This window comes from Rhodococcus sp. IEGM1339 (assembly GCF_050321925.1).
In the GTDB taxonomy this organism is placed as follows: Bacteria; Actinomycetota; Actinomycetes; order Mycobacteriales; family Mycobacteriaceae; genus Rhodococcus; species Rhodococcus pyridinivorans.
The window spans coordinates 159,895-172,128 of the sequence record NZ_JBNQFT010000004.1; the positions used below are offsets into that span (position 1 = coordinate 159,895).

The 12,234-nt window shown below is 68.0% G+C and carries 8 protein-coding genes; 3 read left to right on the plus strand and 5 right to left on the minus strand.

What is annotated here, in order from left to right:
• Window positions 1–19: 19 nt before the first annotated feature.
• A complete protein-coding gene (locus ACQR3U_RS07390; RefSeq protein ID WP_033097302.1) occupies window positions 20–1,213 on the plus strand; it encodes an NAD(P)-dependent malic enzyme in 1,194 nt (397 codons plus the stop codon).
• A gap of 132 nt (window positions 1,214–1,345) precedes the next feature.
• Window positions 1,346–2,302 (plus strand): glycine betaine ABC transporter substrate-binding protein, encoded by a 957-nt coding sequence (locus tag ACQR3U_RS07395; protein WP_019288076.1) that lies wholly within the window; start codon window positions 1,346–1,348, stop codon window positions 2,300–2,302.
• 18 nt (window positions 2,303–2,320) lie between these two features.
• Here the strand turns inward: ACQR3U_RS07395 and ACQR3U_RS07400 are convergent, their stop codons facing one another.
• Genes ACQR3U_RS07400 through ACQR3U_RS07410 form a run of 3 tightly spaced genes read right to left on the minus strand, consistent with a single transcriptional unit; the run spans window position 2,321 to window position 5,627 of the window.
• Window positions 2,321–3,232 (minus strand): alpha/beta hydrolase, encoded by a 912-nt coding sequence (locus tag ACQR3U_RS07400; RefSeq protein WP_006554316.1) that lies wholly within the window; start codon window positions 3,230–3,232, stop codon window positions 2,321–2,323.
• Window positions 3,233–3,240: 8 nt separating this feature from the next.
• Window positions 3,241–4,068, minus strand: a complete 828-nt coding sequence (locus ACQR3U_RS07405) for an SDR family NAD(P)-dependent oxidoreductase (RefSeq protein ID WP_019288078.1) — start codon at window positions 4,066–4,068, stop codon at window positions 3,241–3,243.
• On the minus strand, window positions 4,065–5,627 hold the full coding sequence (locus ACQR3U_RS07410) for a flavin-containing monooxygenase (protein WP_006554318.1): 1,563 nt from the start codon (window positions 5,625–5,627) through the stop codon (window positions 4,065–4,067). The genes ACQR3U_RS07405 and ACQR3U_RS07410 overlap by 4 nt, the downstream gene beginning before the upstream one ends.
• Window positions 5,628–5,697: 70 nt before the next feature.
• Between ACQR3U_RS07410 and ACQR3U_RS07415 the strand changes: the two genes are divergently transcribed.
• Entirely contained in the window at window positions 5,698–6,393 is a 696-nt protein-coding gene (locus ACQR3U_RS07415) for a TetR/AcrR family transcriptional regulator (protein ID WP_230810095.1), read from the plus strand.
• On the opposite strand, the gene ACQR3U_RS07420 is transcribed toward ACQR3U_RS07415, so the two are convergent.
• Complete coding sequence (locus ACQR3U_RS07420; protein WP_230810096.1) at window positions 6,350–8,143, minus strand: thiamine pyrophosphate-requiring protein; 1,794 nt, start codon at window positions 8,141–8,143, stop codon at window positions 6,350–6,352. The two genes, ACQR3U_RS07415 and ACQR3U_RS07420, sit on opposite strands and share 44 nt — an antisense overlap.
• 170 nt (window positions 8,144–8,313) lie before the next feature.
• The gene (locus ACQR3U_RS07425) at window positions 8,314–12,090 is read right to left on the minus strand and encodes a multifunctional oxoglutarate decarboxylase/oxoglutarate dehydrogenase thiamine pyrophosphate-binding subunit/dihydrolipoyllysine-residue succinyltransferase subunit (protein WP_112319971.1); all 3,777 of its coding nucleotides are present in this window, start codon (window positions 12,088–12,090) and stop codon (window positions 8,314–8,316) included.
• Window positions 12,091–12,234 lie beyond the last annotated feature (144 nt).

Below are 12,234 nucleotides of genomic sequence, written 5' to 3' on the forward strand. Positions count from 1 at the left end.
AACACGCAGGAGTGTGATCGTGTCAATTGTGTCTGATGCACCTACCCCTCAGAAGCTCGAGTTGACGGACGAGGAGATCTTCTCGAGTCACGTCGACGGCAAGCTGTCGGTCGAACTGACCGCGCCGCTCGAGAACCAGCGCGATCTGTCCATTGCATACACCCCCGGTGTCGCCCAGGTCTGCCGGGCCATCGCCGCCGACGAGACCCTCGTCGACCGTTACACCTGGACCAACCGCCTGGTCGTCGTCGTCTCCGACGGCACCGCGGTCCTCGGTCTCGGCAACATCGGCGCACGTGCCTCGCTGCCGGTGATGGAGGGCAAGTCCGCGCTGTTCAAGAAGTTCGCGGGCCTGAACTCCATCCCGCTGGTGCTCGACACCACCGATCCCGACGCGATCGTCGAGACCCTCATCCGGCTGCGTCCGTCCTTCGGCGCCGTCAACCTCGAGGACATCTCGGCTCCGCGCTGCTTCGAGATCGAGAAGCGCGTCATCGAGGCGCTCGACTGCCCGGTCATGCACGACGACCAGCACGGCACCGCCATCGTCGCCCTGGCCGCCCTCAAGGGTGCGGTGAAGGTGCAGGGCCGCGACATCGCCGACCTGCGCATCGTGATCTCCGGCGCCGGAGCTGCCGGCGTGGCGTGCACGAACATCCTGCTCGCCGCCGGTGCGCGCGATGTGGTGGTGCTCGATTCGAAGGGCATCATCTCCTCCGACCGCACCGATCTCGGTGAGATCAAGGCCGATCTGGCCTCCCGCACCAACCCGGAGGGCCGCAAGGGCGGCATCGCCGAGGCGCTCGACGGCGCCGACGTCTACCTCGGCGTGTCGTCGGGCACCGTGCCCGAGGAGATCGTCGCGACGATGGCCGACGACGCCATCATCTTCGCGATGTCGAACCCGGATCCGGAGATCCACCCCGACATCGCCCACAAGCACGCCGCGATCGTGGCGACCGGTCGCAGCGACTTCCCGAACCAGATCAACAACGTGCTGGCTTTCCCCGGTGTGTTCAAGGGCGCTCTCGACGCAGGTGCCCGCCGCATCACCGAGGGCATGAAGCTCGCCGCCGCCGAGGCCATCCTCTCGGTCGTCGGTGACGAACTGGCTGCGGACAAGATCGTCCCGAGCCCGCTCGATCCGCGCGTGGCGCCCGCCGTCGCCGAGGCCGTCGCGGCCGCGGCGAAGGCCGAAGGCGTCACCGACTAGGGATTCGCTCCCGGCGAGATCGCACCGAACGCCCCGATCCGAACCGCACAAGGGTTCCGGACCGGGGCGTTCGGCGTCTCGGCGGGCCGGACGGTCGGGCACGTGCGGACCGTGGCGCACCGGTGGGCGACAATGACCGCCGTGGCGAACGAAGCGAGACGGATCCGGCCGGTCGCGGCGACGGTGCTCACCGCATGCGCGGCGGCGGCCGTGCTCCAGGGGTGTGCGTCGCCCGTTCTCGACGAGGCGGCACCGTCGACGACGGTGATCGTCGGGGCGGGGGAGCGGCCCGACGAGGAACTGCTCGCGCAGCTGTACGCGGGAGCGCTGCGCAGTAGCGGGATCGACGTGCAGGTCCGCTCCGGTGTCGCCGATCCGACCCCAGCGCTCGACGCCGCCGATCTCACGCTGATCCCCGGCTACACGGGACGGCTGCTCGCGTCCTACGATCCCGGTGCCGACGCGACCGACGCCGAGGACGTCTTCGAAGCGCTGGCGCGCGCACTGCCCGACGAACTGACCATCTCCGATTACGCCTCGGCGCAGGACCGCGCGGTGCTGCTCGCCGACCGCGAACGGCTCACGCAATGGTCGGTGAGCCGCGTGGCCGACCTCGCCGGCCGCTGCGCCGACCTGACCTTCGCAGTGACCGAGGACTTCGACACCGCCGGTGGACTCACCGCCCTCGAACGCGCCGACTGCCGCCCGCGCGAGGTGCGACGGATCGAGGATGCACAGTCCGTCGCCGTCGCGTCGGAACCCGACACGGTCGTCGGAACCACCACGACGTCGTCCGCCCTCGCGGAGATCGACGCGGATTCGCCCGTGAGCACCGTGCCCGACGCACCCGACCGCAGCCCGCAGGACGACACGAACGCCGACGATGCGCCCGCCCCGGTCCTGCCGGCCCAGAACGTCGTCCCGGTCTTCCGCAAGGGCACCCTCGACGAGGCACAACTCGACGCGTTGCGGACCATCGCGGGTGAACTGACCACGAGCGATCTCACCGAACTGCGTGCGCGTGTCGAGGAGGGAGACGATCCCGAGACCGTGGCCCGCGAATGGATCGACGAACACGCCGGAGCGTGAACGGCACCCCGCGAGTACTCAGCCCGCGCGGGTGCCCATCCGGTCGCGGAGGAACACACCGAAGTCGGAGATCGCCGCGGCGGCCTCGGGAACGAGCGACGCCTGCAACGGCGCGACGTGCCACAGCTCGGGTTGTTCGACGAGGGTGACCTCGACGCCCGCCGCCCGGAGCTTCTCGGCGTACTGCCGCACCTGTGGGTGGAACATCTCCGCGGTGCCCACCTGGATGAGCGTCGGCGGCAGACCCGTGGGATCGGCGTGGATGGGCGCGTAACCGGGATCGGTGGGATCGCCTCCGGCGAGATACGCCTCGGCCGAGGAATACACCCAGCCCTTGTTCAGAACGACGTCGTTCACGTCGGGCAGGTCGCGGGCGGCCGGATCGGTCCACGGCGACAACAATCCGAGCGCCGGCGGGGTGATCCCGTGACGGTCGACGAGCCGGTGTGTGGTGGCCGCGGCGAGGCCACCGCCGGCCGAGTCGCCGGCGATCGCGATGCTCGACACCTCGAAGCCGTGCTCGCTGACGAGTTCGAGATAGGCCGCCTCGGCGTCGTTCAACGCCGCCGGATAGGGATGCTCGGGCGCGAGCCGGTAGTCGAGGACGTACACGGCCGCTCCGGACGCGGCGGCGAGATGCGCCGCGAGCGAGCGGTGCGTGGCGAGCGACCCGCCGGTGTACGCCCCGCCGTGCAGGTACAGGATCGCCGTGGTCCGCTCGGTGGCGCCCACCGTGATCCGCTCGGCGGGGCGTCCCGCCAGACCGATCGGGCGCACCACGGTGTCCTTCGGGAGGAACTGCAACGGCGCCGCGAGGTCGAGCAACCGGCGCTGCGTGGCGAACGACCAGCGCGGCGACAGCAGGGCACGGAAGAGAGGACGCAGGGCGGTACGCGCCACCCGCGGTGACAGCTGCGGTGTCGGAGGCATGCCGCAGCCTATCCCCTCGGCACGACCCGGGAGGTCACGGTGGCGACGACACGCTGATAGGCCGGTCCGGCAACGCGGACGAAGGCGTCGAGCAGCTTCGCATCGGCGCCGATCAGTACACGCGCCTTGTTCTTCCGCACACCGGTGAGGATGGTCTTCGCCGCGTCCTCGGGGGTCGTGCGTGCGAGCTTGCGGTCGAAGAACTCCGCGAAGGTCGCCTGGTCGTCGCCGTCGGGGACGGCGGCGTTGCGCGCGATCGCGGTTTTGATACCACCGGGATGCACGCACGTGACCTGTACGGGATGCCGCGCGACGAGCATCTCCTGCCGCACCGCCTCGGTGAAGCCGCGCACGGCGAACTTCGCCGAGTTGTACGCCGCCTGACCCGGGATGCTCAGCAGACCGAACAGGCTCGAGACATTGATCAGGTGGCCGTCGCCCGACGCGATGAGATACGGCAGGAAAGCCTTGGTGCCGTTGACGACTCCCCAGAAGTCGACGTCCATCACGCGCTCGATGTCCTTGAACTCGGTGCGCTCGAGGTCGCCGTGATAGGCGATGCCCGCGTTGTTGTACACCTGGTGGACCGCGCCGAAGTGGGCGGCGACCTGCTCGGCGTACTCGAGGACCTTCTCGCGCTGGGTGACGTCGAGATGGTCGGCCTTCACCTCGGCGCCGAGTTCCCGTGCGCGACGCGCGGTCTCCTCGAGCCCTGTGGTGTCGACATCCGAGATCGCCAGGCGGGCGCCTCGGGCCGCGAGGGCGAGGACGAGGGCCCGGCCGATCCCGGAACCCGCGCCCGTGACGACGACGACCCGGCCTGCGACATCACTCATCGAACTGCTGCCTCTCGGGACGTGCGCTCCTGCGCGGGACGGTCGGTGGCGACGGGGAGATCCGATTCGGCGACGCTACGGTACGCCTCGAGGTCGAATCTGCGGGTGATACGGCGGAATTCGAAGGTGAATCCCGGCCACAGCGTGGTGTTGTTGCCGTGCTTGTCGAGATACCAGCTCGCGCACCCGCCGTTGTTCCACACGCTCGACCGCATCGCGCGCTGCAGGTCGCGGTTGTACTCGTCCTGCACGTCCTCGCGGACCTCGACCGTGCCGATGCGGTTGCGATCGATCGTGCGAATGGCGTCGACGACGTATTCGAGCTGCGACTCGATCATGTACACCATCGAGGTGTGGCCGAGTCCGGTGTTCGGTCCGACGAGGAAGAACAGGTTCGGGAAGCCGGCGACCGAGCTGCCCTTGTACCCCCGCATGCCGGTCTCGTCGAAGACCTCGGCGAGCGAACGGCCTTCCTCGCCGAAGATGCCGGCGAAGGTCGGCGAGTCGGTGACGTGGAAGCCCGTCGCGACGACGATCGCGTCGACCTCGCGTTCGGTGCCGTCCTTCGTGACGATGCCGCGCGGGGTGACGCGGGCGATACCGTCGGTGACGAGGTCGACGTTCGGCCGGTCGAGCGCGGGGTAGTAGTTGTTCGAGATCAGCATGCGCTTGCAGCCGATACCGTAGTTCGGCGTGACCTTCCGGCGCAGTTCCTTGTCGCGGATCTGCCGCCGGACCTGGATGCGCGCGGCGAGCTCGAGCGGCTTCATGAAGGCCTGCGCCTTGGCCAGACCCACGACCTGCGTCTCGCGGGCGGTGTACTGCAGGGCGCGTGAAAGGCGCTGGAAGCCGGGGATGAACCGGAAGGCGAACCGCTCGGGAGCGGTGTACTCGCGGTCGAAGCGGGGGAGGATCCACGGTGCCGTGCGCTGGTAGACGTCGAGATGGCCCACGGTGCCGGCGATGGCCGGCACGATCTGGATGGCGGAGGCGCCGGTGCCGATGACCGCGACGCGCTTGCCGGCGAGGTCGGCGTCGTGGTTCCACCGTGCCGAGTGGAAGATCTCGCCCTCGAAACCGGAGATGCCCTCGATGTCGGGCAGCGACGGCTCGCACAGGGCGCCCACCGCGGAGATCACGACCTTGGCGCTGTACTTCCCGCGCGTGGTGGCCACGTCCCAGCGGTGCGTCGCGGTGTTCCAGCGGGCCGTCTGCACGTCGCACTCGAAGACAGTGCGTCGCCGCACGTCGTACCGGTCGGCGACCGAGCGGATGTACTCCTGGATCTCCGGCTGCGGCGAGAACGAGCGCGTCCAGCCGGGGTTGAGGGCGAACGAGTAGGAGTACAGGTTCGACGGCACGTCGCACGCCGCGCCGGGGTAGGTGTTGTCGCGCCAGGTGCCGCCCACCTCGGAGGCGCGTTCGAGCACGAGGAAGTCCTTGCCCGCCTGCGACAGTCGGATGGCCGCACCGAGCCCGGCGAACCCGCTGCCGATGATCAGCGTGTCGACCTGACGGATCTCCGCGTCGGCGACGGTATCTGTAACCGGAAGACTCATGTACTCGAGGTTAGAGCGTTCCAGTGACCTGGTCAACACTTGTTGACCATAATTCAATAACGGTGTTTGCATGGTGGACGTGACAGACGACAGTCCCGGACCCCGCCGGACCCGCCTCGGTCCCGCCCAACGCCGGGCCCAGCTGATCGAACAGGGTCTCGAACTGCTCGCCGACCGGCCCCTCGAGCAGATCTCCGTCGACGAGGTCGCCGACCGGGCCGGGGTCTCGAAGGGGCTGCTGTTCCACTACTTCGCCTCGAAGCACGACTACCACGTCGAACTCGTGCGATGCGTCGGCCAGGATCTCGTCGAGTACACCGCACCGGACGAAGGTCTCGAACCGATCGAGATGCTGCGCGGCACGCTCGTCGCGTACGTCGACTACGTCACCCGGCGCCGCGACATGTACGTCTCGATCCTGCGCGGCGCCACCAGCGGCGACCCCGACATGCGGGCGGCCTTCGAGGACACCCGCACAGCGCTCGTCGACCGGACCGTCGCGCACCTGCCCGCCATCGGGATCAAGCCGACGCCCGCCGTGCGGCTCGCCGTGCGCGGCTGGGTGGCCTTCGTCGAGGACACGACCATCGCGTGGCTACGCGATCCCGAACTCACCCGCGACGAGTTCGTCGAACTGGCCATCGCGGCGCTGTCCGGCGTTGCGCTGGCGGCACATTCGCTCCACTCATCGGCTGGTGACGCTGCTCCGGCCGGTGGGTTTCTCAGCGATCGTTTCCGGGAAGGTACTCCTGCAGCTTCGTCTTGACGCCCTGTTTCACGAAGCCCCAACGGTTCTCGTCACCGGCGAGCACGGCCTTGGCGACATCGGTGAACTGCTCCCACGTCGCGTGCGGCGGGATCGGCGGCATGTCCGGATCGGTGTACACGTCGAGCACCGTCGGACGGTCCGCGGCCAGCGCGCGATCCCAGGCCGAGCCCATCTCGTCCGAGGACTTCACGGTTTCGCCGCCCAGCCCGAGACTGCGCGCGAAGGCAGCGTAGTCGACGTCCGGAAGCGACTGGGACTCCGCGAATTTCGGTGCCCCACCCATCGCACGCATCTCCCAGGTGACCTGGTTGAGATCGTTGTTGTGGATGGTCGCGACGACGAGCCGCGGATCGGTCCACTGCTGCCAGTACCGCTGGATGGTGATCAGCTCGGCCATGCCGTTCATCTGCATCGCCCCGTCGCCGGCGAACGCGACCACCGGACGACCCGGATGCGCGAACTTCGCGCCGATCCCGTACGGCACCGCCGGACCCATCGTCGCGAGGGTGCCCGACAGCGAACCGCGCATGTCACCGCGGAACTGCAATTGGCGCGCATACCAATTGGCGGCCGAACCCGAGTCGGCGGTGACGATCGCATCGTCCGGCAGTCGTGGTGAGGTCTCGGCGAACATCCGCAGCGGATTGACGAACTCCGTCTCGACCTCCGCCTGCTGTCCCATGGTCTGCCACCAGCGCTGCACGTTCTGCTCGATGCCCTCACGCCATGACCGGTCCTCCTTGCGCTGCAGCAGCGGGACGAGCGCGTCGAGCGCGGCGGCGGCATCCGCGACGAGGTTGACCTCGTTCGGATAGCGCATGCCGATCATGTTCGGGTCGATGTCGATCTGCACGCAGCGGGCCTGGCCGTATTCGGGCAGGAACTGGCTGTAGGGGAGGGACGAACCGACGATGAGCAGCGTGTCGCAGCCGGTCATCATCTCGTGGGTGGGCCGCGTGCCCAGCAACCCGATCGATCCGGTGACCCACGGCAACTCGTCCGACAGCACGTCCTTGCCCAGCAAGGCTTTCGCCACCCCGGCGCCGAGCAGATCCGCGACCTGCTCGAGTTGCGCCCGCGCACCGCGGGCGCCGCTGCCGACGAGTATCGCCACCTTGTCCCCGGCGTTGAGGATCTCCGCGGCCCGCCGGATCGCGTCGTCGTCCGGTGTGATCCGGGGACGGTCGAAGCCGACGCTCGACGGCACCATCTTGAACTCGTGGCCGGGCGGGGAGTACTCGAGTTCCTGCACGTCGCCGTGGATGATGACTGCCGTGGGAGTGCGGTACGCGATGGCGGTGCGCATCGCCCGGTCGAGGACGTTCGGCAACTGCTCGGGCACCGTCACCGTCTCCACGAACGCCGACGCCACATCCTTGTACAGCGTGTGCAGGTCCACTTCCTGCTGGTACGACCCGCCCATCGCTGAACGGTCGGTCTGGCCCACGATCGCCACCACCGGAACGTGGTCGAGTTTCGCGTCGTACAGGCCGTTGAGCAGATGGATCGCGCCCGGGCCGGAGGTCGCCATGCACACCCCGGGCCGGCCCGTGAACTTCGCATAGCCCACGGCTTCGAAGGCGCTCATCTCCTCGTGCCGGGACTGCACGAAGACCGGATCGTTGCCGGTGCGCGTCCAGGCGGCGAGGATCCCGTTGATGCCGTCGCCGGGATATCCGAAGACGTGGTCCACCCCCCACGCGCGCAGGCGGTGCAACAGGTAGTCGGCCACGGTCGGATTTGCCATCGGTAGCTCCTCGCAGGACACGATCGGGGGTCCTCCGGAGGGTGCCCGTCGTGCCCGGTCCGAAACACACCGGAAAAAGGCGTGAGCCGGGTCGATCGCCCCTCGCGGGGACGAACCGACCCGGCTCACATGAGAACCGTCAAGGACCCGAAGGATCCGAAACGGAGCTTCTAGCGACCGAAGGCCTTCTCGATGATCTCCTGCTGCTCGACAGCGTGGACCTTGCTCGAACCGGACGACGGTGCCGACATCGCGCGACGCGACACGCGCTTGATACCGCTGAGCTTGTCGGGCAGCAGTTCCGGCAGCGCGAGGCCGAGGAACGGCCAGGCACCCTGGTTCGCCGGCTCCTCCTGGACCCAGAAGAACTCGGTGGCGTTCGGGTACTGCTCGAGCGTCTCGGCGATGCGGCGACGCGGCACCGGGTACAGCTGCTCGATGCGCACGATCGCGACGTCGTCACGACCTTCCTTCTGCTTCTTCGCCAGCAGTTCCCAGTAGATCTTGCCGGAGGTGAGCAGCACACGAGTGGCCTTCGACCGGTCGGCCGTGCCCTCCTCGTAAGGAACCTCTTCGAGCAGCGAGCGGAACTTGCCCTGCGTGAAGTCCTCGATGTTGCTGACCGCGGCCTTGTTGCGCAGCATCGACTTGGGCGTGAACACCACCAGCGGGCGGCGGATGCCGTCGAGGTGATGGCGGCGCAGCAGGTGGAAGTAGCTCGCCGGGGTCGACGGAACCGCGACCGTCATCGAACCCTCGGCGCACAGCTGCAGCCAGCGCTCGATGCGGCCCGAGGTGTGGTCGGGACCCTGGCCCTCGTGGCCGTGCGGCAGCAGCAGCACGACGTCGGAGAGCTGACCCCACTTGGCCTCACCGGACGAGATGAACTCGTCGATGATGGGCTGCGCGCCGTTGACGAAGTCGCCGAACTGCGCCTCCCACAGCACGAGCGCGTCGGGGTTGCCCACCGAGTAGCCGTACTCGAAGCCCAGACCCGCGAACTCGGTCAGCGCCGAGTCGTAGACCATGAAGCGGCCGCCGTTGCCGGCCTGGTTGGCCAGCGAGGCGAGCGGGTTGTACTCGTCGCCCGTCTTGCGGTCGATGATGACCGAGTGGCGCTGCGTGAACGTGCCGCGACGCGAGTCCTGACCGGCCAGGCGCACCAGGGCACCTTCCTCGGCCAGCGAACCGAACGCGAGCAGCTCGGCGAACGCCCAGTCGATCTTGCCGTTGCGTGACATCTCACGACGCTTCTCGAGCACCGGCTTGACGCGCGGGTGGACGGTGAAGCCCTCGGGCGCCTCGGCGAAGGCGTCGCCGATCCGCTCGAGCACCGGCCGGTCGACGGAGGTGTCGAGACGCTTCGGCGGGGTCTGGTCGAGCTCGACCGACTCCGACGGCTCCGGCGGGTACTTCTCGAGTTCGCGGACCTCGTTGAAGACCCGTTCGAGCTGTCCCTGGTAGTCGCGCAGGGCGTCTTCCGCTTCCTTGAGCGAGATGTCGCCGCGGCCGATCAGGGCCTCGGTGTAGCTCTTGCGGACGCTGCGCTTGGTGTCGATCACGTCGTACATCGCCGGCTGGGTCATCGACGGGTCGTCGCCCTCGTTGTGACCGCGGCGGCGGTAGCAGATCATGTCGATGACGACGTCCTTGTGGAACTTCTCGCGGAAGTCCACGGCGAGCTTCGCGACCCACACGCAGGCCTCGGGGTCGTCGCCGTTGACGTGGAAGATCGGCGCGCCGATCATCTTCGCCACGTCGGTGCAGTACTCGGACGAACGCGAGTGCTCCGGCGCGGTGGTGAAGCCGACCTGGTTGTTGACGACGATGTGCACGGTGCCGCCGGTGCGGTAGCCGCGCAGCAGCGCGAGGTTGAGGGTCTCCGCGACGACGCCCTGACCGGCGAACGCAGCGTCGCCGTGCAGGAGCAAGGGCAGGACGGTGAAGCCGTCCTCGCCCTTGTCGAGGATGTCCTGCTTGGCGCGGACGAGGCCCTCGAGCACCGGGTTGACCGCCTCGAGGTGCGAGGGGTTCGCGGTGAGCGAGACCTTGATGTCGTTGTCGCCGAACATCTGGATGTAGGTGCCCTCGGCGCCGAGGTGGTACTTCACGTCGCCGGAACCGTGCGCAGCGGCCGGGTTCAGGTTGCCCTCGAACTCCGAGAAGATCTGCGAGTACGGCTTGCCGACGATGTTCGCGAGCACGTTCAGGCGACCGCGGTGCGGCATCGCGATGGCGACCTCGTCGAGCGTGTGCTCGGCGGCCTGGTCGATGATCGCGTCCATCATCGGGATGACGGACTCGGCGCCCTCGAGCGAGAAGCGCTTCTGACCGACGTACTTGGTCTGCAGGAACGTCTCGAACGCCTCGGCGGCGTTGAGGCGGCTCAGGATGTACTTCTGCTGGGCGACCGTCGGCTTGACGTGGTGCGCCTCGACCCGCTCCTGCAGCCACTGCTGCTGCTCGGGCTCGAGGATGTGGGTGTACTCGACACCGACGTGGCGGCAGTACGCGTCGCGCAGCACCGACAGCACGTCGCGCAGCTTCATCTTCTGGCGGCCGTGGAAGCCACCGACATTGAACTCGCGATCGAGATCCCACAGCGTCAGGTCGTGGGTCGTGACGTCGAGATCGGGATGCGACCGGAACTTGTCGCGCACGAACTGCAGCGGATCGGTGTCGGCCATGAGGTGGCCGCGGCTGCGGTAGGCGGCGATGAGCTCGAGCACACGGGTGTGCTTGTCGACGAGACCTTCCGGCACGTCCTTGCGCCAGCGGACCGGCTCGTAGGGGATGTGCAGGGTGTGGAAGATGCCGTCGTAGAAGTCGTCGCTGATGAGCAGCTCGTGGATCTTCTTCAGGAACTCACCCGACTCCGCGCCCTGGATCACGCGGTGGTCGTAGGTGGAGGTGAGCGTCAGCAGCTTGCCGATGCCGATCTCGGCGAGCCGCGCGTCGGACGCACCCTGGAACTCGGCCGGGTACTCCATGGCGCCGGCGCCGATGATCGCGCCCTGGCCCTGCATCAGACGCGGGACCGAGTGCACGGTACCGATACCGCCCGGGTTGGTCAGCGAGATCGTGACGCCGGAGAAGTCGTCGCCGGTGAGCTTGCCGTCGCGGGCGCGGCGCACGATGTCCTCGTAGGCCGAGTAGAACTGCGCGAAGTTCATCGTCTCGCAGTTCTTGATGGCCGCCACGACAAGCGAACGCTGGCCGTTCTTGCCGGGCAGGTCGATCGCGAGACCGAGGTTCGTGTGCGCGGGCACGACGAGGTTCGGCTTGCCGTCGACCTCGGCGAAGTGGTTGTTCATGTTCGGGAACGCCTTGACCGCCTGGACGATCGCGTAACCGAGGATGTGGGTGAACGAGACCTTGCCGCCCCGGGTGCGGGCGAGGTGGTTGTTGATGACGATGCGGTTGTCGAACATCAACTTCGCGGGCACCGCGCGAACACTGGTGGCCGTCGGGATCGACAGCGAGGAGTTCATGTTCTTCGCAACGGCAGCAGCGGCGCCACGCAGAACCTTCTTCTCCTCGGTGGCCTGACCCGACGGGGCCGCGGCGGGCTTGGGAGCCGGCTTCGCGGGCGCGGCCTGGGCCTTCGGCTGCGTCGCAGGCTTGGTCTCCGCCTTCGGTGCAGGCTTGGCCGGCGCGGCCTCGGCCTGCGGTGCGGGCTTCGCCGACGCGGTCTCGGTTTTCGGTGCAGGCTTGGTGGGGGCCGAAGCGGAGGAACTCGGCGCAGATGCTGTGCTCGGCGCGGGCTTCTCGGTCGTGGCGGTGTCGGAGCCGTTGGTGCCTCCGGCCACCGCGGCTTCCGGCGAATAGTCGGTGAGGAATTCGTGCCAACTCGCGTCCACGGACGAAGGGTCGTCCTGGAAGCGCTGGTACATCTCGTCAACCAACCACTGGTTCTGTCCGAACTGTGATGTAGAGCTGCTGCTCACGGCAGTTGTTCGCCTCGTTTCTTTCTTCGGTACCCGATCGGAGCGCCTGTGAATATGAGGCTAGCCCGTGGCATGTGACGATCCGAACTGACCGCGCATGTCGGTGGGCTACCTCACAATCTGGTGCGATGGGGTCTCCATCGA